This window comes from Roseateles sp. YR242, from assembly GCF_900109745.1.
Taxonomy (GTDB): domain Bacteria; phylum Pseudomonadota; class Gammaproteobacteria; order Burkholderiales; family Burkholderiaceae_C; genus Roseateles.
In genome coordinates this window covers 183,263-207,911 of record NZ_FOAV01000007.1, presented here as the reverse complement: position 1 = coordinate 207,911, position 24,649 = coordinate 183,263, and the positions used below count along the sequence as shown (strand labels likewise).

Annotated in this window: 17 protein-coding genes; 5 read left to right on the top strand and 12 right to left on the bottom strand. The window is 65.0% G+C overall.

The window, feature by feature from the left end; translation table 11 throughout:
• Positions 1-43: 43 nt before the first annotated feature.
• From metW to BMY53_RS15170, 4 genes are all read right to left on the bottom strand, one after another.
• Complete coding sequence (gene metW, locus BMY53_RS15185; protein WP_092947331.1) at positions 44-628, bottom strand: methionine biosynthesis protein MetW; 585 nt, start codon at positions 626-628, stop codon at positions 44-46.
• Positions 625-1,785 carry a homoserine O-succinyltransferase MetX gene (locus tag BMY53_RS15180; RefSeq protein ID WP_092947330.1) on the bottom strand — a complete coding sequence of 387 codons (1,161 nt, stop codon included), beginning with the start codon at positions 1,783-1,785 and terminating at the stop codon, positions 625-627. The genes metW and BMY53_RS15180 overlap by 4 nt, the downstream gene beginning before the upstream one ends.
• Positions 1,786-1,964: 179 nt before the next feature.
• Entirely contained in the window at positions 1,965-3,839 is a 1,875-nt protein-coding gene (gene sppA, locus BMY53_RS15175; protein WP_092947329.1) for a signal peptide peptidase SppA, read from the bottom strand.
• Between the two features lie 262 nt (positions 3,840-4,101).
• Positions 4,102-4,734, bottom strand: coding sequence for a glutathione S-transferase family protein (locus BMY53_RS15170; RefSeq protein ID WP_092947328.1), 633 nt, complete (start codon positions 4,732-4,734; stop codon positions 4,102-4,104).
• Between the two features lie 222 nt (positions 4,735-4,956).
• On the opposite strand from BMY53_RS15170, the gene BMY53_RS15165 reads away from it, so the two are divergent.
• The 3 genes from BMY53_RS15165 to BMY53_RS15155 all read left to right on the top strand — a co-directional run bounded on the left by BMY53_RS15165 (position 4,957) and on the right by BMY53_RS15155 (position 7,961).
• The gene (locus BMY53_RS15165) at positions 4,957-6,171 is read left to right on the top strand and encodes a YjgN family protein (protein ID WP_092947327.1); all 1,215 of its coding nucleotides are present in this window, start codon (positions 4,957-4,959) and stop codon (positions 6,169-6,171) included.
• Positions 6,171-7,193 carry a M48 family metallopeptidase gene (locus BMY53_RS15160; protein WP_092947326.1) on the top strand — a complete coding sequence of 341 codons (1,023 nt, stop codon included), beginning with the start codon at positions 6,171-6,173 and terminating at the stop codon, positions 7,191-7,193. Before BMY53_RS15165 ends, BMY53_RS15160 begins: the two co-directional genes overlap by 1 nt.
• 99 nt (positions 7,194-7,292) lie before the next feature.
• Positions 7,293-7,961 carry a glutathione S-transferase family protein gene (locus BMY53_RS15155; protein ID WP_092947325.1) on the top strand — a complete coding sequence of 223 codons (669 nt, stop codon included), beginning with the start codon at positions 7,293-7,295 and terminating at the stop codon, positions 7,959-7,961.
• 146 nt (positions 7,962-8,107) lie between these two features.
• On the opposite strand, the gene BMY53_RS15150 is transcribed toward BMY53_RS15155, so the two are convergent.
• Positions 8,108-8,620 carry a GNAT family N-acetyltransferase gene (locus BMY53_RS15150; protein WP_092947324.1) on the bottom strand — a complete coding sequence of 171 codons (513 nt, stop codon included), beginning with the start codon at positions 8,618-8,620 and terminating at the stop codon, positions 8,108-8,110.
• 135 nt (positions 8,621-8,755) lie between these two features.
• Positions 8,756-11,644 (bottom strand): polysaccharide deacetylase family protein, encoded by a 2,889-nt coding sequence (locus BMY53_RS15145; RefSeq protein ID WP_177200895.1) that lies wholly within the window; start codon positions 11,642-11,644, stop codon positions 8,756-8,758.
• A gap of 136 nt (positions 11,645-11,780) precedes the next feature.
• Between BMY53_RS15145 and purB the strand changes: the two genes are divergently transcribed.
• On the top strand, positions 11,781-13,148 hold the full coding sequence (gene purB / locus BMY53_RS15140; protein WP_092947322.1) for an adenylosuccinate lyase: 1,368 nt from the start codon (positions 11,781-11,783) through the stop codon (positions 13,146-13,148).
• On the opposite strand, the gene BMY53_RS15135 is transcribed toward purB, so the two are convergent.
• The 6 genes from BMY53_RS15135 to BMY53_RS15110 all read right to left on the bottom strand — a co-directional run bounded on the left by BMY53_RS15135 (position 13,109) and on the right by BMY53_RS15110 (position 23,117).
• A complete protein-coding gene (locus tag BMY53_RS15135) occupies positions 13,109-15,994 on the bottom strand; it encodes a hypothetical protein (RefSeq protein ID WP_092947321.1) in 2,886 nt (961 codons plus the stop codon). The two genes, purB and BMY53_RS15135, sit on opposite strands and share 40 nt — an antisense overlap.
• Before the next feature lie 139 nt (positions 15,995-16,133).
• Entirely contained in the window at positions 16,134-19,004 is a 2,871-nt protein-coding gene (locus tag BMY53_RS15130) for a hypothetical protein (RefSeq protein WP_092947320.1), read from the bottom strand.
• Positions 19,005-19,304: 300 nt separating this feature from the next.
• On the bottom strand, positions 19,305-19,874 hold the full coding sequence (locus BMY53_RS15125; RefSeq protein WP_092947319.1) for an outer membrane beta-barrel protein: 570 nt from the start codon (positions 19,872-19,874) through the stop codon (positions 19,305-19,307).
• A gap of 408 nt (positions 19,875-20,282) precedes the next feature.
• The gene (locus BMY53_RS15120; protein ID WP_092947318.1) at positions 20,283-21,602 is read right to left on the bottom strand and encodes an ATP-binding protein; all 1,320 of its coding nucleotides are present in this window, start codon (positions 21,600-21,602) and stop codon (positions 20,283-20,285) included.
• The gene (locus tag BMY53_RS15115) at positions 21,602-22,297 is read right to left on the bottom strand and encodes a winged helix-turn-helix domain-containing protein (protein ID WP_255370214.1); all 696 of its coding nucleotides are present in this window, start codon (positions 22,295-22,297) and stop codon (positions 21,602-21,604) included. The genes BMY53_RS15120 and BMY53_RS15115 overlap by 1 nt, the downstream gene beginning before the upstream one ends.
• Positions 22,298-22,379: 82 nt before the next feature.
• Positions 22,380-23,117, bottom strand: coding sequence for a GNAT family N-acetyltransferase (locus BMY53_RS15110; protein WP_177200894.1), 738 nt, complete (start codon positions 23,115-23,117; stop codon positions 22,380-22,382).
• A gap of 561 nt (positions 23,118-23,678) precedes the next feature.
• Here BMY53_RS15110 and pyrF point away from each other — a divergent pair.
• Positions 23,679-24,515: an orotidine-5'-phosphate decarboxylase gene (gene pyrF, locus BMY53_RS15105; protein WP_092947315.1), complete on the top strand. Its 837-nt coding sequence runs from the start codon at positions 23,679-23,681 to the stop codon at positions 24,513-24,515.
• Positions 24,516-24,649 lie beyond the last annotated feature (134 nt).

The following is a 24,649-nucleotide window of genomic DNA, read 5'->3' as shown; positions in this document are numbered from 1 at the left end:
TCGTGACCGGTCATCACTGCCGATGACCGGGCACCACTGGGGATCACTGGCGATCAAACTTGAACACCGCCATGCTGGCCCGCAGGTTGGGCAGCGTGCGCACCGCACGGCCGGCCTGCACACCGAAGCTGTCCAGCACCCGCAGGCCGCATTTACCCGCCAGCACCTCGAAGTCGGCGTAGGTGCCCACGCGGATGTTGGGCGTGTCGTACCACTGGTAAGGCAGCACCCGGGTCACCGGCATGCGGCCGCGGAGGATCTGCAGCCGGTTGGGCCAGTGCGCGAAGTTTGGGAAGCTGACGATGCCCATGCGGCCCACGCGGGCCGTCTCGCGCAGCATCGCCTCGGTGTTGCGCAGGTTCTGCAACGTCTCCAGCTGCAGCACCACGTCGAAGCTCTGGTCCTCGAAGATGGCCAGGCCCTCTTCCAGGTTGAGCTGGATCACGTTGACGCCGCGCCGGGCACAGGCCAGCACATTGGCGTCATCCAGTTCCACCCCGTACCCGGTACAGCCCTTGGCGGCCTGCAGATGGGCCAGCAGCTCCCCGGTGCCGCAGCCCAAGTCCAGCACGCGGGAGCCGGCGGGCACCAGGTCGGCAATCATCTGCATCACGGCGCGGTCGCTCATGGCTGCCCCTCCACGCTAGCCACGCTCGCCACCGGTTCCTGCGCGATGCGGTCGAAGTAGGCCCGCAGCACACCGTGGTAGCGCGGGTCGTCCAGCAGGAAGGCATCGTGCCCATGCGGCGCGTCAATCTCGGCATAGGAGACGTCGCGGCGGTTGTCCAGCAGCGCCTTCACAATCTCTCGCGAGCGTGCCGGCGAGAAGCGCCAGTCGGTGGTGAAGCTCACCACCAGGTACTTGCACAGCGCGCTGGCAAAGGTGCGGCTCAGGTCGCCGCCATGGGCGCGCGCCGGGTCGAAATAATCCAGGGCGCGGGTGATCAGCAAATACGTGTTGGCGTCGAAGTATTCGCTGAACTTGTCACCCTGATAGCGCAGGTAGCTCTCGATCTGGAACTCGATGTCGTGGGTGGAATAGCCCAGCTCGGCGGCACGCATCTGGCGCCCGAACTTCTCTTCCATCACATCGTCGCTGAGGTAAGTGATGTGCCCGATCATTCGCGCCACGCGCAGGCCGCGTCGCGGGATGGCGCTGTGCTCGTAGAAGAAGCCGTCGTGGAACTCGGGGTCGGTGATGATGGCGCGGCGCGCCACCTCGTTGAACGCGATGTTCTGGGCGGAGAGGTTGGGCGCGGTGGCCACGGCAATGCAGTGGCGCAGACGGTTGGGGTAGCGCAGGGACCAGTCCAGCGCCTGCATGCCCCCCAGCGACCCCCCGAGCACGGCGGCCAATTGCTGGATGCCGAAGCGGTCGAGCACCCGGGCCTGGGCGTCCACCCAGTCATGCACGGTCACCACCGGAAAGTCCGCGCCGTAAACGCGGCCGGTGGCCGGGTTCAGGTGCATGGGGCCGGTGGAGCCGAAGCAGGAGCCCAGGTTGTTGACGCCGATGACAAAGAACTTGTCCGTGTCCAGCGGCTTGCCGGGGCCCACCAGGTTGTCCCACCAGCCTTCGCTCTTGTCGATGCCGGCATGGGTGCCGGCCACATGATGGCTCGCGTTGAGCGCGTGGCACACCAGCACGGCATTGGAGCGGTCCTGGTTGAGCTCCCCGTAGGTTTCGACCATCAGCTCGTACTCGCCGATGCTGGCGCCACTGCGCAGGGGCAGGGGCTGGTCAAAAAGGAGTCGCTGCGGTGTGACGTCACCGACTGAACCCATAAAACACCTCGTCCAACAAAAAACCCGGCGCCGCTGCTTGAAGCGGAACACCGGGCTCTGTGCGATTCGGATGTCCCCCTTTAGCTGAATTTCTTAGGCGCCCGCAAGCCGGACAAATCGGCGCCGAGGCCAGTATACCCGGGCGGGTCGGGCCAAAGGCCCGCCCGCCTTGGGTCAGGTCAAGGCGCGGTGCACAGGCAGTGCACGATGGCTTTGACAGGCGCCCGGGTGGCACCTTGGGCATCGGGCCGGGCCTGCTCGGCGAGCCAGGTCATGTCGGCCTGCGCTTCCTGCAAGGGCGCGGGCAGTTGCGGGATGCCGCCGAGGGCCTTGAGGACTTCGGTGCGCACCGACGGCATGGCCGAGTCGGTCAAGCTGGAGACCAGGCGCTCGATGTGGCCCCGCTCGGCTTCAACGTAACGCACCGACGGGTCATCGCCCAGGTTGGCGCGCTTGGCGGCGCTGGCGACCGCATCGCTCAGGCGGCCCAGCTTGTCGACCAGACCACGCTCCAACGCCTGCGAACCGGTCCACACCCGGCCCTGCCCCACCGCATCGATCTGCGCGGCGCTCTTTTTGCGGGCTGTGGCCGCCCGGCCGGTGAACTCGGCATAGGTGTGCTCGATCATGGACTGCACCACCGCCGCCATGCGCGGGTCCAGTGCCCGGCGAGGGTCATAACCGGCCGCCAGCCAGGTGGTGGTGTAGCCGCCGGTATGGATGGAGAGCTTGTCCATCAGCTTCTCGCCCGTGGGCAGCATGCCGACCACGCCGATGGAACCGGTGATGGTGGAAGGGTCGGCAATCACCTCGTCCGACGACATGGAGATCCAGTAGCCGCCCGAGGCTGCCACACCGCCCATGGACACCACCACCGGCTTGCCGACCGCACGGGTCAGCTCCAGCTCGCGCCGCACCAGCTCCGAGGCGAAGGCACTGCCGCCGGGTGAGTTCACCCGCAGCACCACCGCCTTGATCTTGTCGTCCAGACGCGCCTGGCGGATCAGCGCCGAGGTCGATTCACCACCAATGCGACCCGGCGAGGCCTGGCCATCCACGATCTCGCCTTCCGCCACGACGATGCCGATCTGGCCTTCGGGCTTGGGCAGCTTGGGCTGGAGCTGCGCCACGTAAGCCCCCAGGGAGATGGCGCGCAGTTGCTTTTCGTCCTTGGCACCGCGCTGTTCCAGCAGCAGATCCACCTGGTCACGGGTCTTGAGGCCGTCCACCAGCTTTTCCTGCAGGGCCAGTTTGCCCAGGTCGCCACTGACCGCCGCCAACCGCTGCGGCAGCTCCTCGATGGCCTTGGCAATGGCGCCCTTGTCCAGCTTGCGGGCCTGCTCGACCTCCAGTTGATAACGGGCCCACAGCTCGTCGTAGAGATAACTTTCCGCTTCGATCGAGGCCTGCGATGGCGCATTCGCGAAGTAGGGCTCGGCGAAGTTCTTGTAGGTGCCCACGCGCATCACGTTGGCCGAGATGCCCACACGGTCCAGCGCGTCCTTGTAGTAGTTGCGGTAGCGCCCGTAACCCTCGATGCTCACGCCCCCCATCGGGTGCACATACACCTCGTTGGCCTGCGCGGCGAGGTAGTAGCTGCGCTGGTCGTAGTTGTTGGCAAAGGCCACGACCGGCTTCTTGCTTTCCTTGAAACGCGCAATGCCGGCCTGCAATTCATGCAGGGTCGCGGGCGTGGCGCTGCCCATGTGATCCAGGTCCAGGAAGAGCTGAACGATCTTGTCGTCCTTGGCGGCGGCATCCAGCACCGCCAGCAGGTCACGCAGACGGGTCTGGGCGCGGTTCTCGCCCTTGAGTTGCGCCATCGCCTGGTCCCGGGCGGAGCCGGAGAACTGCTCGACCACCTCACCCTGGATGTCCAGCACCAGCGTGGTCTGCGCCTGCAAGCCCTTGCCGCGCGAGAAGATCGACCACAGCAGCGCAATGATCAGGATCAGGAACAGCAGGTTCAGCACCACCCGCCGCGTACCGTCCAACAGCCACCAAACGCCGCCGAAGAAACGGCCGATTGGCGAAAACACAGCTTTCAATCCCATCAAGTCCTCCCTGAAAGATTCCGCGCCCGCTCCAGCAGGCGCCATCAACCCATTGTGAGGCCAGAATGCGCCAAATCGGCTTGCGCGCCACAGGTCATGGGCAAGCCCAGCCTCAGGCCCGCGCACGGAGAGAGGCCGGACTGCCCCGGAAGGATGAGGCCTGGATGGGGGCCGTGCGAAAAGCGGACAGCGAACCCGACCAGGCGCGGGTGGGAGCCCGGATCAGCCCCAGGCCGGACGCCGGCAGCCACCGGCGCCTGAATCAGGTCGCGGCCGGCGGCAGCGTGTCCTGGAAGCTGGCGCGGGTCATCAGCTTGTCGAAGTGACGGGCCAGGTTCGCGTGGCTGGCACGCCAGTCGATGGTGGGGAAGCGAAAGTCCAGGTACCCGAGCGCACACCCGAGCGAAATGTCCGCCAGGGTGAAGTGATTGCCGGAGCACCAGTTCTTTTCGCCCAGGCCATGGCTCATGGCCTGCAGCGAGGCATGCACCTTGTTCATCTGGCGCTGGATCCAGGCGGCACTGCGTTCGGCGTCTGTACGGCCGCTCCAGGTCTCTTCCATGCGGGCTGCCAGGCAGGCGTCCAGCAGGCCATCTGACAGGGCCTCCCAGGTGCGGACCTCGCAGCGCTCTCGGCCACGCTCCGGAATGAGCTTGCCCACCGGAGAGAGCGTGTCGACGTACTCGACGATCACCCGAGAATCGAACACCGCGCCGGTGATCGAATCCTGGCCTTCCATGACCAGACAGGGCACCTTGCCCAGCGGGTTGATCTTGAGGATGTTGTCGCTCCCCCAGACGTCCTCCAGCTCGAATTGATAGTCGAGCTTCTTTTCCGCCATGACGATGCGGACCTTGCGGACGTAGGGGCTGGTGAGTGAACCGATGAGTTTCATTGCGAAGAGATTCTAGCGATTCGCTTCTACCGACTGCGGCCTCGAAACAACGCCAGGCATTCACCCATTTAGGTGTCTTGTCCCTCCCAAAGGGGTGAAGCACACTTCGACGCCCGGCCAAAAAGAGCGGGGATCAGGCACAGCCGGGCTGTTCAACCGGCGGCAACACGACCTGCGCGACACGAATCGCGCCGGCGACCGAGAAATATTGAGAGGGAAGCAATGATGCGCTCGAATGAGGAGGGTGCGTCCACTGGTGGTCTCACCGGCTGGCCGCTGTCGCAATATCGCAAACGCAAGCTGGAGATCCAGTTCACCGGCTCCGGCAGCGAATATTTCCGGATCTGGATCACCAACCTGTTGCTCACGGTGGTGACACTGGGCCTGTACTGGCCCTTTGCCAAGGCCCGTCGGCTCCACTACTTCTACGGCAACACGCTGGTGGATGGCCAGGCACTGAGCTTTCATGGCGACCCCTGGAAGATGTTCCGCGGCCACATCCTGCTGATGGTGCTCATGGGCTGCTATTCCTTCGCAGGCCAGGTTTCTCTGATGGGAGGTGTGGTGGCCTTCCTGGTGCTGTGTGCGCTGTGGCCGGCCCTGTGGCGCGCCGGCCTGCAGTTCCGGCTCTACAACACCAGCTGGCGCGGCCTGCGCTTCGGTTTCGAGGCCCCGCTCAAGGGGGCCTACCTGGCGTTTGCGCCGGTCTATCTGCCCATGATCGCCGTGGTGATGGTGAGCAACCTGCTGAAGCGTCCGTTGGACGTGTCCTCCCAGGCCACGCTCGCGGTTCTCGGTGTCTCTCTGGGCGTGGCCCTGCTGCTCGCCGTCGCGCTCTCGCCCTGGACGCTGACGCTGATCAAGCGCTATCAGCACGGCGGCTATCGTTATGCGGAGCAGGAGGGTGAACTCGCCCTGTCCGGCGGCTCGGTCTACAAGCTGGCGCTGAAAGCGGCGGGCCTGGGGCTGCTGGCGGTCGCCGTCGTCAGCGTCGTGATCATGGTGGCCGTTGCCCTGTCCGGCGCACGCCGGGGCGATGCGTCCAACCCGGACGCAGCATCCTGGCTGCTGTTGCTGCCCCTGTTCACCTCCCTGCTGATTTGGCTGCTCATGCTGGCCATCATCCATCCCTACTTCACCGCGCGTTTCCAGAACCTGCTGTGGAACCGAACCTCCACTCAGGATCTGGAATTCACCAGCGCACTGACGGCCCGCTCGATGGTGAAGCTGACGCTGAAGAACACCCTGCTGACGCTGTTGACGCTGGGGCTGTACCGCGCCTGGGCGACGGTGGCGACTGCCCGCCTGCGCCTGCAAGGCGTCAGCGTGACCCTGGACGGTGACCTCGACACCTGGCTGGCCCGCCAGCAGACGCCCGAGACCGCCGCCACGGGCGACCTGGCCGGCGATTTCTTCGGCATCGACATGGGTCTGTGATGGCCACGCCCACGCTGCAGGCGGACTACTTCGATGGCCGCAGCGCGCGCAACCAGCCCGTGCGTCTGTGGCTGGAGCAAGAGCAGGCGGTGATCGCAGGCGCCCTGGGCGAGCGGCGTTATCCGGTACGGCAGGTACGCTGGCCCGAGCCCACTCGCCACGGCCAGCGTCGCGCCCTGTTGCCGGACGGCGGCGTCCTCAGCGTGGCAGAGGCTGCGGACTGGGACGAATGGGTGCAGCAGGCCACGGGCGGACGGGGCCTGGGCCGGACATTCGCTCAACGCTGGTTCTCCAGCTGGCGGCGCACGATGCTGGCGCTGGCACTGCTCGCCGGCCTGTTCTTCAGCGCGTGGCGTTGGGGCCTGCCATGGGCCGCCGACATCGTCACCGCCTGGGTGCCGCCACAGGTGGACACGCATCTGGGCGATGAGGCGATCAGCCAGTTGGGCACGGTACTGCTCAAGCCCAGCACGCTGAGCCTTCAGGAGCAACAAGCCTGGCGGGAGCGCCTGGCCACCTTTGCGGCCGCCCAGCCCGGGCCTGCCATACCGATCGAGTTGCACTTCCAGGACACCGGCAAGTCCATCGGGCCCAACGCCTTTGCGCTGCCCGGCGGTCACATCGTGGTCACGGACCAGCTCATCGAGTTGCTGCGCGACCAGCCCGATACGGTGCTGGGCGTGCTCGCCCACGAGATCGGCCATGTGCGGGGCCGCCATGGCATGCGCATGCTGGTGCGCGCCAGCCTGGGCAGCACGCTGGCGGCCATGATGGTGGGGGATGTCTCCGGCCTGATGGCCGGCGCACCGGCGCTGTTGATGAGCGCCGAGTACTCGCGCCAGTTCGAGCGCGAGGCGGATGCCACCGCGCGGGACTGGCTCATCAACGCCGGCCGCTCACCGCGCGCGATGCAGGTGTTCTTCGAGCGTATCCAGGGCAAGTACGGCAAGAGCCGTCTGCTGCCAATCGCCTTCAGCAGCCATCCGGCCAACGAGGAGCGGATGCGGTTCTTTGACCGCTGAGAGGCTCCGCCCTTGCGGGGCCCATGACGGCTGATCACGGGACACCCGTGGCCCTCAGGGCCTCTCGCCATCGCGCGGCTGCGTCCCTACACTGGCGCCATGAGCACCACCACCGCGCCGCCCGCTCCTGCCGATTCCACCCCCTACGTGCTGTACGGCACCAAGGGCTCGGGCTCCGCCATTGCGGAGATCGGCCTGACCTGGTGCGGGCAGCCCTACCGGGTGGTGCATGCCTCCTCGTGGGAAGACGACTCCGACCGGGAGGCCCTGCGCCAGCTCAACCCGCTGATGCAGATCCCGACCCTGCACACCCCGCAGGGCGAAGTGCTGACCGAGAGCGCGGCCATCCTCATGCACCTGGGTCTGCGGTTTCCGGCCGCAGGGCTGCTCGGCCGTAGTGAGGCCCAGCGTGACCAGATTCTGCGCGGCCTCGTGTTCATCGCCGCCAACTGCTACAGCCAGGTCACCATCAGCGACTATCCGGAGCGCTTCACCACCAGCGAGCAGCAGGCCGAACGCGAGGCGGTGCGGCAAGGGGCACGGCACCGGCTGCACCTGCATTGGGAGATGTTCGCCGACCAGTTTCCGGGCCGCCCCTGGCTCAGCGGTGAAGCGCCGGGCGCGCTGGATGTGATGGCCGTGATCGTGTCGAAGTGGTCCGGCACGCGGCCGCATCTGGAGCAACACAGGCCGGAATTTCTGGCGCTGCTGAAGCGGATCGAGGCCTTGCCGCTGGTGGCCGGCGTGCATGCAAGGCATTGGCCTTGAATGGCGCCATGCCGCTATGCCATCGCGTGGGCAACCTCGCCGAGGCGACTGAGCGCTTCTGATGAAATCGCCTCGCGCGACCGGAAAGAATCAGACCCGATGATTCAGGCGCGATACTTCAGGCTCGTTGAATCGGGCCCGTTGAATCAGGCCATCTGCGGCTGAAGCTGGGGCAGCAGGCGCACGTGGGTATAGAGCGCAGGGCGGCTCATCGCCACTGCATCAGCGGTTACTGCGGCAAAGCCGCATCGCGTCCAGAACTCGGCGGACTGCGAGCTTTCACAATTCACATGCAGCCGGCTGAAATGCCCTTGCGCACTCGCCAGCACCGCGCCCACCAGACGACGCGCCAGGCCATGCCCACGCCAACCCGGATGCACATAAAAGCGCCGCATGCGGCCGGTGCCCGGACGGCCCGGCGCCGGCTCCACATTGAGCCCGCCCACCGCGATCACGAAACCTCGCGCATCCAGCCACGCCCACAGCGATTCACCGGGCTGCTCATAACGATTGGCACCGCTGCGCCATTCATCCATCAAGCGGCTGAGCATGTGCCAGCCCTCCGCTTCGCTGGCCGCGAGCAAGGGCGCCCAGGCGAGGGGCTCGATCTGATGCACACGTGTCAGGCGGGGTGCGACGCCGGAAGCCAGGGAGGCCATGGAACGGACGTGGAAGCCAGCAGTTAACGGAAGGAAAGGCGGATTAAGCAGCAAGCGCCCGTCCCCCACATCAGGGACAACCCCAAACGGTGGCAGCCCCGCCACCACCGTGGGTTCAAGCCGTCACGGCGCTGCTCATTTCGGCGGTGCCGGGCGGTGGGCGGCATCGGGTTGAGCCAGCCAGGCCTTCAGCTCGGGCACGCGCGGGTGGCTCGGCGAGAGTTCGATGAACCCGGCATAGGCGGCCTGCGCTTCCTTGTCCTCCCCTGCCCGCAGCAAGGCGTCCCCGAGGTTGAGGTGGGCGAGCGCGCGGCTGCCGTCCATCTCGATGGCCTTGCGGTACCAGCGTGCGGCCTCGGCGGGCTTGTCCCGCTTGAAGTAGATAAAGCCCAGATTGTTGGCCGCGAGCGCGAAGCGGGGTTGCAGCTTCAAGGCCTCGGTGAACGCGGCTTCCGCCTCGTCATACCGGCGCTCCTTGTAGAGCTGCAGACCGCGGTCATTGGCTCGCTGGGCCGCTATGCGGGCGCTCACCGGCGCGGCGGTGGCACTGGTCTCGATGGCCGTGTCCCTGCCGTCCAGCCCCTTCAAGGTCACTTGCACTGCAGCGGCACTGGCGGCCGCCACCGGGCCGGCGGCGCCACCGGTCACCGCGCTGGCAGCGGCCAGCGGCTGAAGCTGGGCATTGCGGGCGTCGTCAGCCCGCTTGGCCAGCGCACTGGCCTGGGCATCCAGCTGGGCGCTGTTGGTGCTGAGCGCCTGCTCGGGCGCCGAGGCCAGCTCGAAGATGAACTCGCCGCCTTCCGAGCCCGGCAGGCTGCCAAAGGCCGGTGTCTGGTGGGCGATCGCTGACACGGCAGGCGCCACATAGGCGGCCAGCTCGGTGGCCGTGATCAGGCCGTCGCCATTGAGATCGGCCTTGCCGGAGAGGGCCTGCAGCAGTGTCCAGGTGAAGACGGAATGGCCACCCGGGCCGTCGTCTGCCACCTGCTGGTCGGCACCGCCAGCCGTCATCATCTGACGTCCCAGCCGGCGCGCGTTGTCACGCACGAAGTTGGCGCTGCTCGGTGCACCGCCGCGTGTCAGGCCCAGGCCGGAGTAGCAGGCATCGATCACAAAGAACGCATGTTTGGCGGGCAGCGCCTCACCCAGTTCCTGCAACTGCGGCATGGCGATGGCATCGGTCTGCAGGTCATCCGTGCCGGCGTCCACCGGAATGATGTAGCCCACCTCACGGCCGCTGGGCAGGCGGCGGGTGCTGCCGTGGCCGGCAAAGAACACGAACACACGGTCATCACGCTTGAGGCGGGGCTGGCCGGACTTGTCGCGCGCCATGCCGTTCAGGGCACGCAGGATGTTGGCGCGGGTGGCGTCGCCATCGGTCAGCGTGGTGACGTTCTCGGCCCGGAAGCCGAACTGCGTCTGCAAGGTGTCACGCATCGCCTGCGCATCACGCACGGCGTGCTGCAGGCGTGGCCAGCGCTGGTATTGGTCGATGCCGATCACCAGCGCGTAGCTGTCGCGGTACAGATTGGCGCCGGCCAAATCGGGGGCCGGCGGCTCCGCGGCGGCGGCCAACGGTTCAATCCGGCCGTCTTTCCAGGTGGCAAAGCGATAGCCCTCGGCCTTGAGCTGGTCCAGCACCAGGGGCAGCGCCTCGACCGTGCGGGCATGGATGTCATGGAACAGGACAATGCCGCGCTGCTGCTTCGACAGCTCGTTCATGACACGGGCAGCAATCGATTTCGGAATCGGGTCGGACCAGTCCAGCGAATCCACGTTCCACATCATCGAACGCAGCTTGAGGCCTTCAATCACCCCCAGCGCCGTGTCATTGCGCGCCCCATACGGAAAACGGAACAAGGGCTGGCCGTTGCGTCCGGCCGCGTCCAGCAGCGCCTCGGTCTGGCTGGCTTCCTGCTTGACCTGGTCCAACTGGAACTTGGACATCACGCCATGCGTGAAGCTGTGGTTGGCGATCGGGTGGCCGGCAGCGAGCACCCGCTTGGCCACCTGCACGCCGGGCCCCGGCTTGATCTGTCCCTTGGCGTCCACGCTGCCCAGGTTGCGGCCCAGCTCGAAGAACACGGCGGGCGCCTGGTAGCGCTTGAGGATCTCCAGGATCTCGTCGGTGTAGCGCGGGTGGGGCCCGTCGTCGAAGGTCAGCAACACGGTCTTGGGCGGCAACTGGCGGCCGAAGAGTTCGCGTTCTTCCTTGCTGGCCCCGCGCAAGGCGCCCGAAGCCGCCGCACCCGGCGCGGAGGCGCTGGCGGACGTGGCGGGGCTTGCCGACGCATTGGCCAGGTTGTTGGCCAGGCTGGTCGCGTTGCCCGGTGTGTCGGAGGGGCGGGCCTGCAGGTCCGGCAGGATGGTGGCGTAGTCCTTGAGGATGCGCTCCCGCGTGTAGATGCCCTTCAGCTTGGCGACGTAGTCGCTCCATTTTTCCCGCTTGAGCGTGATGCCGCGCTGGGCGAAACGGCCGAAGGTGTCCCGCAGCTCCTGTTCATAGGCCTGCTCCACCTCGGCCAGCACGGCCAGATCGTCGTGGGCGCGCTTGGCCAGCTTCAAGCCGGTGATGCTCTGGGAGGTGGAGAAGTTCTGTTCCAGCTGGGTGAGAAACTCCTTGAAGGCCAGACGGTCGGCATCAAACCAGCCGGGCTCCGTCTCGATGCGGTCCAGCAGTTGGCCGATGGCGGCCAGGCCGGCAGGGTCCTGGCTCTGGGCGGTGGTCGTGGCCAGCAGGGCCTGGAGGCTGTCCTGCATGTCATGGAACAGCAGCAGGCCCACACCGTGCACCGCTTCGCGTTCGGTCGGCTTGAGGCTGGCTTCGCCGTCCATGAGCACGATCATCTGGCGGTACCGCGCCAGCAACTGGTCGGACTGGCTGACCAGCGAGGCGCTGGCCGTGGGGCTGGCTGACGCGGCCACGGCTGGCGTCGGGCTGGCGACAGGTGCTTCCTGCTTCTGGCAGGCGCTCAGCAACACGGCGGCTGCGGCCAGGCCCATCAGGGTGTTTCTCGACCTCATCCCATCCCTCGTACAAGATTGTCTGGATTGCGTGGTTATTGTCGCGGCTGCCCGCAGGGTAACTGGGCGAGGCCTGTGGAGGGGGCTCTGTAGAATCTACGGGTTTGCCCCTGCCGTGGCCTAGTGCCCATTTGTCATGAATCTCTCCGCCCTTACCGCCCTGTCGCCCCTGGATGGCCGCTACGCCTCGCGCATGGGGTCGCTGCGCCCGCTGCTGTCCGAGTTCGGGCTGATGCACCGCCGGGTGCAGGTGGAGATCGAATGGTTCATCGCGCTGTCGGATGCCGGCCTGGCCGAGTTCAAGCCCCTGTCCGACGCGTCGCGCGGTTTCCTGCGTGGGCTGGTGAGCCAGTTCAGCGAGGCGGATGCCCAGGCCATCAAGGACATTGAAAAAACCACCAATCACGACGTGAAGGCGGTGGAGTACTGGATCAAGCAGCAGTTCGCCGGCAAGGACGAGCTGCAGGCCGCTGGCGAATTCGTGCACTTTGCGTGCACCAGCGAGGACATCAACAACACCAGCCACGGCCTGATGCTGAAGGCCGCCCGTGAGCAGGTCATCCTGCCGGCGCTGGACCGTGTCATCGCCAAGCTGACCGAGATGGCCCAGGCCATGGCCGCCGCGCCCATGCTCAGCCGCACCCACGGCCAGACCGCCAGCCCCACCACCGTCGGCAAGGAAATCGCCAACGTGGTGGCCCGTCTGCGCCGCGCACGCACGGTAGTGGCTGAGGTGAAACTGCTGGCCAAGATGAATGGCGCCGTGGGCAACTACAACGCCCATCTGTCGGCCTACCCCCAGACCGACTGGGAAGCCTTCAGCCAGGGTGTGATCGAACAGCAACTGGGCCTGACCTTCAACCCATACACCATCCAGATCGAGCCGCATGACTACATGGCCGAGCTGTTTGATGCGGTCACCCGTGCCAACACCATCCTGATCGACTGGTCGCGGGACGTGTGGGGTTATGTGTCGCTGGGTTATTTCAAGCAGCGGACCAAGGCCGGCGAGATCGGTTCGTCCACCATGCCGCACAAGGTCAACCCGATTGACTTCGAAAATGCCGAGGGCAATTTCGGCTTGGCCAATGCGGTGCTGACGCATCTGAGCCAGAAGCTGCCGATCAGCCGTTGGCAGCGTGACCTGACGGATTCGACGGTCTTGCGCAACATGGGCGTGGCCTTGGGTTACGCGCTGCTGGCCTATGACTCGCTGAGCAAGGGTCTGGACAAGCTCGAACTGAACCCCGGCGCGCTGGAATCCGACCTGGATGCGTCCTGGGAAGTGCTGGCCGAACCCATCCAGACCGTGATGCGCCGTTATGCGCTGCCCAACCCGTATGAACGGCTGAAGGAACTCACGCGTGGCAAGGCCATCACCGCTGAAGCGATTCGTCAGTTCATCCAGGGGTTGGAGCTGCCGGAAGCCGAGAAGCAACGCCTGCTGGCCATGACACCGGCCACCTATACCGGCAAGGCGGAGGAACTCGCCCGAAGGATCTGATGGGCGGACAGCCGATTGAACACAGCTTCAGGCAGCCGACCCTGCCTGACGTGTTCGTTCAGGGCGGCGAGCACGCGGTCCACGGTTTGGGTGCTGGCGACGGAAAACGCGGCAGAGCCATCCTCGGATCGCGCTTCCAGCAAGTCCGCCAGTTCGTCGTCATTGATCAGTCCAGCCTGATGCACCCGTAGCAGCAACGACAGCAGTTCTTCTATCACTGGCGTCGGACGCCTCAGCTTCATGGCCATTAGCAGCGCAGGCTCACCCTCGTGGCGCCCGGCCAGCAGTTCCAGCAGTTGTTCATGCGTCAGCACATGCGCTTGCGCCAGGCGGATGACGGCCGGACCCCAGTTGTCGAGTCTTTGACCTGCTGGCAGCAACGGCTGGTCGGACGATTCCAGATCGAGTTGCGCCAACCCCGGCAGCAGCGACATCCATTGGCCTCCTTTGATGGCGGGTCTGGTCAGCAGCTTTGACACCATATTCGACGTGATCGCTTCCACTTGATGCAGTTCCTCCAGCGCGTCGGTCCACACGGTGGCAAGCTCGCTGGCAGTACCCACCATCAAGACAACCATTGCGTTAGCGCCCGGCACGCCTGGCGAGTCCAGGATGTCGAGGCACCGTTGGGAGGATATCCATCCACAAGTCGCTGCTTTCACCACGGCGTCGAGGTGAACTTTGAGAGCTGCGGCGTTCCGCGATACGACTGTGGCGAAAGACCGAGTCTGGCCATGCGACTCCTTTCCAAACAGCAGGGTACATGCCTGCTGCGGCGTCAGTAGCTGTTCGTGAGTCAGGGCAAAGACCTTCTCGTGAAACCAAGCCACGATGTCCATATGTCCCCGCAGCATGGCACAGAGGCGACCGACGGTGCCTCCGTCTTGGTTGAGTAGACGCGGCAGCTTTCCTGACGGCAACCATCCCCGACGGGCTGCTTCCACCTGGTAGTCGACAAGAGTCTGCAGGCTCTGCGCACGTCCTTCGTTCATCGCATCAGACACCGGCCCATGCAGGCTGTCGACCACGAAGTCCTTCGACAAGACATCCTTCGCCGCGAGGTCGAAGACCAGTTGCAGGAACAGCTTCAGCATCTGCGGGTCAGCACGCAGGAGCCATTTCGAGGTGGGAATGACATCGTCGGGACCAACCAGATATGACTCCGGGAATGAAGCCCAAAAACCGGCCAAGTTTGGCGAACTGAGGCCGGCTGCAACCTTCCGGATCAGCGCTGCCCATGCCTGGGCTGTTTCGATGGAACCCGACGCGACGGCCCTGTGAAAGACATGCAGGCCGCCCCTTATCAGCGTCACGACGGGCGCTCGATCAGCCATGAGATCCATCAGGTGCCGGACCATTGAGGCATGGCCACCGGCCGTGGCAGCCCACAGCAGGCACTTGATCCCCTGGGGAGGGATGTCCTCCTGCCGCTGTGCCCACGAGATGGCCGCCGCCGGATCGAGACGCTGAAGAAAGCGCTCGCACTGTTCTTCAGTTTCCAGCCATTTCGCAGGAATCCGGGCCAATGCAGTGGCCGACTCGCTTTGCAGGATGGCATCCACGGCAGCCCGACGCAGCTTCTTGCTCGGGAAATTCTCCATCAGGCCGAGCACGTGCTCAAACCGAAGGTGAGACAACCCGACAGCCGTCCGCAAACCAGCGGTAGAGAGGCGCTCCTGGACATAAAGCACCCGCTTGTCCAGGTGGCACAGCGACCATCGACTGTCGGCCGTCGCGCCGCTGGCGACGACGCCCTCCTTGGGTGAACAGATGAGGCCCTGATGCGCCAGTTCGGTCAAGAGGTCGCGCACCACCAACGCATCATCGCCACGCCAATCGAACTTGCCTGTCTCGGCGTTTTCGTACACCAGACTCTGCAGGTGCATGCCTTCAAAGGTGGATCTCAGGCGGCCATGTGCCCGCATGAGCGCGTCCATGTGATCGGAATCACCGGGATCAATGGCAACTGACGGGCTGCCCGGCTGGTCGGACCTCAGTTCCTCGGCCGCCAGCGTGCTGAGCTGGGACCGATACTGCGACGCCAGTACCTTGGCGACGACGACGGGCCGGCATTCCTCCAACAGCCACAGGGCGCACTGGCTGACGTTCTGACGGGTGACTACGCCGCTGGCCGTGAAAATGTCCTTCCCATCGGCACCTGGCAGGCCCAGTTCCATCCGGAACTGATTGACGATATGGACCTCCATGTTGTCACCATATTCGTCATCCTTGTCACTGAGGATCTCGACCACAAAGCGCCGCACCGAATCGTCAAACAGGTCTTTCAGCGTCTGCCCGTAGAGGCCGCTGAGCGTCTCTCCGGATTGCTGCAAGGCGTTAAACGCCTCCATGAAGACCGCCCCTGCGCCGCGGCAACGGTCCACCCCATGGGCCAACTCGAGCAAGGCCCTCTTGCGTTGATGCAGATCGATGTCGGGGCAGCGCAACAGCAGGCAGAAGTTGTCCAGGTGTTCCTTGCCCCAGCCATAGAGCAGTTGCAATTGCAGATCGTCGAAGTATCTGAACTCACCGGAGGACTTCAGGTTCCTGAGAAAGGCATCGAACTGCTCTTCAATCGTTTCCCTATCCTCCTGGCGGAAATGCTCCACCGAGAACGCTTTGCACTCCGCAATGCGTTCTTCAATCTGCTGCGTGATTTGCCCGAACGTCGGCGTGTCCTTGAAGATGGCGAAGGTGACCACTTTCCCCGCCTGTTCGGGGTGATACCTCACCCATTCTGACGGTGCCTGAGGCACCGCCACCTGGGGAGGAGGCGCCTGGAAGGACGCGGGCATGTAGAGATCGCGGGCAATCTCGGCGAATGGACGGGACGAGGGCTGGAACATGCCTCTCAGTCATCCTTTTGCATCGTTCGTTGGCCATTGCAATAAGTGCATCCACACCCATCTCCACACTAGATGCACGCCCCCCTAGCAAGAGAAAGCCAATCGAAACTGGTCGAGCGGACGACGGAACTCACGCGTGTCAGTCCCGAAGGCCCTGATGGACAGACAGCCGCTTGAACACGGCCTCGGGCAGCCTGCGCTGACTGACGTATTCATTCAGGGCATCCAGCACCAGTTCCACCGTCTCGGCGTCGGCGACGGAAAAGGCTGCAGAACGGCCATCCTCGGATCGCCCTTCCAGCAAGTCCACCAGGTCATCGTCATTGATCAGTCCAGCCTGATGCACCCGGAGCCACAACGACAGCAGTTCTTCTATCACTGGCATCGGACGCCTCTGCTTCATGGCCAATTGCAGCGCAGCTTCACCCTCGTGGCGCCCGGCCAGGAGTTCCAGCAGGTGTTCATGCCTCAGCATATGTGCCTGCGCCAGGCCGATGACAATGCCTCCCCAGTTGTCCAGTCTCTCGCCGAGTGGCAGCAGCGGGAGGTCTTCCCAGGTCAAATCGAAGCTCGCCAACATCGGCAAAAACGCCATATCGCTACCATCCCCCTGTGCCGTGGCGGGCTCGGTCAGCAGATCCACCACCATCGCTGGCGTGATCAGGCCCGCTTCATGCAGCTTCACCAGCGCCCTGGACCACACGGGGGCCAGCGTCTTGCTGGCGTCAAGCATCAACAAAGTGTTTGATTTCTCATGTCGTCCCGGCACACCCAGAATGTCGAAACACTCTCGCGGAGATATCCACCTGCGACTCGCGGCTTCCTTGATGGCGTCCAGGTAGGCAGCGAGGGCATCGGCTTTGTGCGAAATGATGATGGCGTGACCCAGCGGTTGGTGATCCGGCTCCATTCCCAAGAGGAGGGTACAAGCCTGCTCCGGCGTCAGGAGCCGGTCGTCGGCCAGTGCGAAGACCTTCTTGTGAAACCAGCGCACGATGTCCATCTGTTCAGCGAGCATGGCACCGCGGCAACCGATGGTGCCGCCGCCTCCGTCGAGCAGACGCGGCAGCACGCCAGGCTTCAACCATCCATAACGGGCCGCTTCCACCTGGAAGGCAGCAAGAACCTGCAAGCTCTGCGCACGGCCCTCCACCATCGCTTGCTGGACCGGCCCAAGCAGACTGCCGACCACGAAGTCATTCGACAGAACATTCCTCACCGCAAGGTCGAGGACCAAACGCAGGAACAGATCTAGCATCTCTGGATCCGCACGCATGAGCCATTTCGAGGCGGGCTTCACATCGTCGCGGCCCACCAAATACTGCTCCGGGAAAATATTCCGAAACCGATTGAAGTCTTTCGGACTGATGGTGTCCGCGGACGCCCTGATCAATTCCGCCCAGGCCCGGGCTGTTTCGATGGAACCTGACGCGACGGCCTTGTGAAAGACATGCGGGCCGCCCGTAAACAGTGTGACCAGGGGACGGGCATTAGCCATTCGGCGCATCAGGAGCCGGACCAGTTCGGCATGGCCACCGGTCGTGGCAGCCGGCAGCAGGCATTTGATCTCCGAGAGGCGGATGTTCTCCTGCCGCTGTGCCCACGAGATGGCCGCCGCCGGGCCGATACGCAGAAGAAAGCGCTCACACTGTTCTTCAGTTTCCAGCCATTTCGCAGGAATTTGGGCCAACGCAGTAGCCGACTCGCTTTGCAAGATGGCATCCACGGCAGCACGACGCAGCGTGTCGATCGGGCACTTCTGCATCAGGCCGTGCACGTGGTGAAACCGAAGGTGAGACAACCCGACAGCCGCCTCCAAACCAGAAGTAGTGAGGCGCTCCTGGACATAAAGCACCTGCTGGTCCAGGTGGCACAGCGTCCATCGACTGTCGGCCGTCGCGCCGCTGGCGACGACGCCCTCCTTGGGTGAACAGATGAGGCCCTGATGCGCTAGTTCGGTCAAGAGGTCGCGCACCACCAACGCATCATCGCCACGCCAATTGAACTCTCCTGTCTCGGCGTTTTCGTACACCAGACTGTGCAGGTCAATGCCTTCAAAGGTGGGTCTCAGGCGGCCATGTGCCCGCATAAGCGCGTCCATGTGATCGGAATCACCGGGATCAATGGCGACTGACGGGCTGCCCGGCTGGTCGGACCTCAGTTCCTCGGCCGCCAGCGTGCTGAGCTGGGACCGATACTGCAACGCCAGTACCTTGGCGACGACGACGGGCCGGCATTCCGCCAACAGCCTCTGGGCGCATTCGCTGACCCTCTCAGGGGTGACCACGCCGCTGGCCATGAAAATGTCCCTCCTATCCGCACCTGGCAGGCCCAGTTCCATCCGGAACTGATTGACGATGTGGACCTCCATGTCGGCACCATATCGGTCATCCTTGTCACTGAGGATCTTGACCACAAAGCGCCGCATCGAATCGTCAAACAGGTCTTTCAGCGTCTGCCCATAGAGGCTTCTGAGCGTCTCTCCGGATTGCTGCAAGGCGTTGAACGCCTCCATGAAGACCGCCCCTGCGCCGCGGCAACGGTCCACCCCATAGGCCAACTCGAGCAAGGCCTTCTTGCGTTGATGCAGATCGATGTCGGGGCAGCGCAACAGCAGGCAGAAGTTGTCCAGGTGTTCCTTGCCCCAGCCATAGAGCAGTTGCAATTGCAGATCGTCGAAGTATCTGAACTCACCGGAGGACTTCAGGTTCCTGAGATAGGCATCGAACCCCGCTTCAATCGTCTCCCTATCCTCCTGGCGGAAATGCTCCGCCGAGAACGCCTTGCACTCCGCAATGCGATCTTCAATCTGCTGCGTGATTTGCCCGAACGCCGGCGTGTCCTTGAAGATGGCGAAGGTGACCACTTTCCCCGCTTGTTCGGGGCGATAACTCACCCATTCTGACGGTGCCTGAGGCACCACCACCTGGGGAGGGGGCTCCTGGAAGGATTCGGGCAGGTAGAGATCGCGGGCAATCTCGGCGAATGGGCGGGACGAGGGCTGGAACATGCCCCTCAGTCATCCTCGTGCGTCGTCCGTTTCCCACTTCAGTGAGTAAAACCTTTTTCATTTCCACGCTCGATGTGCCCCTCCTCCGCAGCAAAGGGCTGCCGGGTCAGCGTCGCTCTGCGACAGTGAACAACCGAGCTTGTCGAGGAACGTCCATAAAAAAAGGGCGGTGCTTTTGAAGCACCGCCCATCGCCGTCCGGCATTCGGGGGGAGGGAGAGGAACGTCGCGTAGGAGCGTGTGTCCGGACGGCGCTGATACCTGGTCAAGGCATCAGAACTGGTTGATCAGCCGCGGTTGATCAGAACTGGTAGGCCAAGCCCACGCCGAGTCGGTCTGCCTTCTTGTTGAAGCCATTGCTGTCGGGCAGGTTGTTGAAGCGGGTGGCTTCAGCGCGCAGGGACACGTTCTTGGTCAGAGCGTAGTCCACACCGACGCCGAGCTTCAGGCCGGTCTTGTCATCGTCGCCCAGGCCAGCGGAGTAATCCCGCTTGGCGTAGGCCACACCGACTTTGCCGTAGATGCCGAAGTTGTTGCCCAGCGGTGCGCGGGCGATGCCGTCCAGCGAGTAGACCTTGTTCTTCGCGTTCACACCGCCGAAGCTGACGGTGCCGAGATCCGAGTAGGCGGCTTCCACGGCGAAGTTCTCGTTGAGCTTGTAGCCACCGAAGATGCTGTAGCTGTCGGCGGCGCGCTTTTGCGAATTGCCAGCCACGCGTTGCTCGGTCTTGCCGACGTCGCCACCGATGTAATACGGGGTTTCGGCGGCCATGGCCAGACCCGAGCCCAAGGTCAGTGCCACTGCGGCGGCGGCCAGCAGACCGGCCTTCTTGCCATTCGACACGACGTTGTTGTTGTTGTTGCGGTTCATATGGACTCTCCTTAGAGCTGTGCGTCTGACGTTCGAGTCGTCTCAGACGTTGGGGTTTCCTGTCGTCTTGCGGTGCCGGGGAATCCGGCTGCTTTCGCTTTCGACATGGGCTCCATTCTGAGAATCCGGGTCTTCCCTGTCTGTGGCGCCTCTTGAGGCGGTTTGTGACGGTTCATGACAGAACCCGCCTGTGCGCTTTGCGTTCATTCACCCGCACCACGACGCAAGCCCAAGTTCGATTGCGAGTTCGAGCACAGGGCCACGTCCGCACGCAAGCGCCTTCCCTGAGTGCCAGGTCTGAAGGGACTGTTCACTGGAATGCGCGAAGCGCAGCAGGGGCGGTGAGGGGGCCCTGATGCTCGCTCGGTCGCACGCAGTCGGGCAGACGTGGACCCAAGGACCCAAGCCTCACGCGCCCCCCGCCGGCCAATGCAGCAGCAACCGTGCGCCTCCCAGCCGTGGGGCTTCGCCCAACCGCGCCTGCCCCCCATGCGCCTGCGCCACATGCCTCACGATCGACAGCCCCAGCCCGAAGCCTCGCGTCCCGGTCCTGGGGCTTTTCTCCAACCGTTTGAACGGCTCAAAGGCGGCCTCCCGCATCGCGGGTGCGACCCCTTCCCCGTCGTCGTCGATGGCCATCCACAGCTGTCCGGCTTCCACCCATGCGGAGAGATGCACCCGTGTTCTCGCGTGTCGTGCGGCATTGCGAAGCCCATTGCGCAACGCATAGGGCACCAACCGTGGGTCGAACGAAATCTTGCCGGGCAACCGCACCTCGGTTTCCAGCAGTTTCCCGTCCATCAGCGGCTCCAGCGACTTCGCTTCCAGGATCAGCAACTCCCCCAGATCCCCGCTGATCAACTCTGGCTGCATGGCCCCCATATCCATGCGCGCAGCGGTCAGGCTCGCATCGATCAGGGAATCCAGCTCATCGATGTCCCGCTCGCAGGCCAGCACAGCCTGCTCCCGTGCCGTCCCGTTGTCCTCGTCCACCAACGCATCAATGGCGAACCGCAAGCGGGCCAAGGGTGTCCGCAACTCGTGCGACACCGCACCTGTCATCTCCCGCTGTGTGGCCAAGGCGGTAGCCAACCGCTCCAGCATGGCGCGGCTGGCCACCACCACCGGCGCGAACAGGCGGCTCTGCAGCACCGGCATTTCGGTATCCAGCCGGCCGGCGCTCAAACGCTCAGCCGCGCGCTGCAGACCACGCAGGTCGCGCCACAACGGTCGCAACTGCCACCAGGCCAGCATGGCCACGCCCAGCGCCAGCACCACCGCAACGGCCAACTGCGACGCCAGCTCCTTGGGCAGCTCGCCACCGCGCCGCGTGTCCAGCGGGCCCAACAGCAGCAGTTGATCGGGCTCGCCGGGCAGGGCGGCATAGATCCGGCGATTGAAGCCGGTCACGATCACCTCGCCGCGTGCCAGCCGCGCGCGCTGATTGGCAGACAGCCGTTCGCCCTCGGCGGGGATCAGGCGCACGGGGTAGTCGAATTGTGCGTCCAGTTCCTGCACCCGGTCGCGTCGCGCGGGCGGGTCCAACGGGGCCAGGTCGCGCACCAGCAGGTCCACGGTGCCGCGCATGAAGCTGCGCACGTAGTCGTCCGTCACTTCAGACGCCCCCACCAGCACCAGCCCTTCCACCAGCAGCGCCAGGGCCAGCACGGCCAGACCCAGTCCCAGCGCCATCCGCAACAGCGAGGCGCGCAGCGTCAGCGCCGCCATCAGTCGATCGCGAACAGATAACCCTGCCCACGGACCGTCTTGATGCGGGTGGGCGAATGGGCGTCGTCGCCGATCTTCCTGCGCAGCCGCGAGATGCGGGCGTCGATGGCGCGATCCAGTCCGTCGAACTCCAGGCCACGCAGGCTCTGCATGATGTCGTCCCGGCTGACCACCTGCCCGGCGCGTTGTGCCAGGAAATTCAGCAACTCATACTCGGCGGTTGTCAGCGGCACCTGCTCGCCGTTGAATCGCAATTCGCGCGACTGCGGCAGCAGGGTCAGCGGCCCGAAGTGCAGCGCCTCCCCGACGGGCTGTGCCTGAGGCAGCGCATCGCGCCGCAGCAGGGCCTTGATACGTGCCAGCAGCACACGGGGGGCGACCGGCTTGGTGATGTAGTCGTCGGCGCCGCCTTCGAGGCCGAGCACCTGGTCGATGTCGTCATCGCGTGCTGTCAGCATCACGATGCGGCCGGTGAAATCGCGCCGCAGGTCGCGCAACACATCGAAACCATCCTTGCCGGGCAGGTGACCATCCAGCAACACCAGGTCAAACGGGTCTTGCTTGGCGAGTGTTTCGCCGGCCAGTCCGTCCCCGCTGATTGTCACCGCGTAGCCTGACTTTCTCAGGGCATCGGCCACCAGGTGGGCCAGTCGTTCGTCGTCCTCGATCAGCAAAATGCGGGCTACAGCTTCCATGCCCGCAAGCATAGGCGAGATGGGGATTTCCTGCCCTTGCCAAGGGCTGTGCGGCGCACATCCTCGAGGCGCGATGGCGGTCTCACTCCAACGGGAGATCCAGCCGCCAGCCCAGGGGTGTGGGCACGGCGGGCAGGTGCGTGTCGTCGGCCAGGGGGGCGTGGCGGCGCACCAGCGCGCGATAGGCCTGCTCGGAGAAATCCTCCCGTCCGGTGACCCATCGTGCGACCACGTCGGGTGTCACGCACGCGCTGAAGGTGGGCAGGGCGTCTTCCCTGGTGAGGGCGGCATGCCAGCGCAGGCGCAGGGCGGCGATCTCTGCGGCATCGCCAGCTGGGCGATCTTCGCGCCACTCGTACACCCGGGAGAGGCCTTCGTGGGCGAGTGTTTGCTGGACGCCCTGGTCTTCCAGGCCGATGGCCAGCAGCACCCGGCCGGAGGCGTGGTTTTCTGGCCCGGTGGTTCCCAGGATGTGTTGCATGCCCAGCACCTCGCGGCAATACGCGAAGGTGGCGGTGGCGGCTTCGCGGGCGTAGCCGTGGCCCCAATGGCGGGACAGGAAGCCGTAGCCGATATCGGGGTGGTCCAGTCCCTCGCGCTTGATGACGCCGCACAGGCCCAGGAACTCGCCGTTGTCCAGGCCTTCCACGGCCCAGAAGCCGTAGCCCAGGCTCCAGTAGCGGGCCAGCAGTCGGCTGCGGATCCACTCGGCGGCCTGCTCGTCGCTCCGAACTTCCGCGTCATAGATGTTCTGGATCCATGCTGGTTCATTCAGCAGCGCGCGCATTGACGGCGCATCCGCCTCGGTAAACCAGCGCAAGCGCAAGCGCTCAGTCTGCAAAACCTCCATGGTCCCCCCAACGAAAACGAGCGAGCATCATCCCCGAACCCACGACATTGCGCAGCAGTGCCCACCCCCTCGCAAACCCATCTCCCCCGCCCGTCAGCCACTTCGCACCTTCCCCGCACCGAAGCGCCGAACGCGCGCAGCGCCGTTCAAGCGGGGCTCTGGTGTGCGAAGAGGGCCACCACAAGATAGTCCTCGCCCCCTCGGGGGACGGTTTGGGCAAAGCCTCCCGCCAGGGCTTCTCCATGCATCGAGTCGCGCGAACGCGCGCAGCGCCGTTCAAGCGGGGCTCTGGTGTGCGAAGAGGGCCACCACAAGATGGTCCTCGCCCCCTCGGGGGGCGATTTGGGCAAAGCCTTCCGCCAGGGCTCCTCCATGCATCGAGTCGCGCCGAACGCGCGCAGCGCCGTTCAAGCGGGGGCTCTGGTTGGCGAAGAGGGCCACCGCCGGGCCGCCCCAAGGTGGCCCGCAGCCCCCTCGGGGGGCGGTTTGGGCGCGCCCGAGCGCGCCCAAACCGGGGGCACAATACCCCCCATGAAGTTCTTGCAACAACTGCAGGCGGCCGAACGCCTGAACGACTCCCTGCTCTGCGTCGGCCTTGACCCTGATCCCGCCAAGTTCCCTACCCATTGGAAGGGCGACGCTGGCCGCATCTACGACTTCTGCGCCGCCATCGTGGACGCCACCAAAGATCTGGTCAGCGCCTTCAAGCCGCAGATCGCCTACTTCGCCGCCCACCGCGCCGAAGATCAGCTTGAACAGCTGATGACCCACATCAAGCGCACCGCGCCGCAGGTGCCGATCATCCTGGACGCCAAGCGCGGCGACATCGGCGCCACCGCCGAGCAATACGCCCGCGAAGCCTTCGAGCGCTATCAGGCCGATGCCGTCACGCTCTCGCCCTTCATGGGCCGCGACAGCATCGAACCCTACCTGCGCTACCCCGACAAGGGCGCCTTCCTGCTGTGCCGCACCTCCAACCCCGGCGGAGACGACTGGCAGATGCAGCGCCTGGCCGACCAGCCGGGCCAGCCGCGCCTGTTCGAACACCTCGCGCGCCTGGCGCAGGGCGACTGGAACCTCAACGGCCAGCTCGGCCTGGTGGTCGGTGCCACCTACCCGCAGGAAATCGAACGGGTGCGTGAGCTCGCACCCACCCTGCCCCTGCTGGTGCCCGGTGTCGGCGCCCAAGGCGGTGACGCCCGCGCCACCGTGGCGGCCGGCTGGCGTGGCGGCCAGGCCGGTGGCACCGTGATCGTGAATTCGTCACGCGCCGTGCTGTACGCCTCCTCCGGCGAAGACTTCGCCGCCGCCGCCCGCCGTGCGGCCCAGGCCACCCGCGAGGCCTTGCGCCCCACCCCGGGCCGCTGAGCGCGCGGGGCGCCTTGTTCGCGCCCCGGCCAGAAATCGACCGCCAACTAATTGGCAGAATCCCCAGCCACGCGCGTTTGAGCGTGGTTTTCGGGGTTCTGCCCCTCTTCAGTTTGGCCGCCACTCGCCGAGAC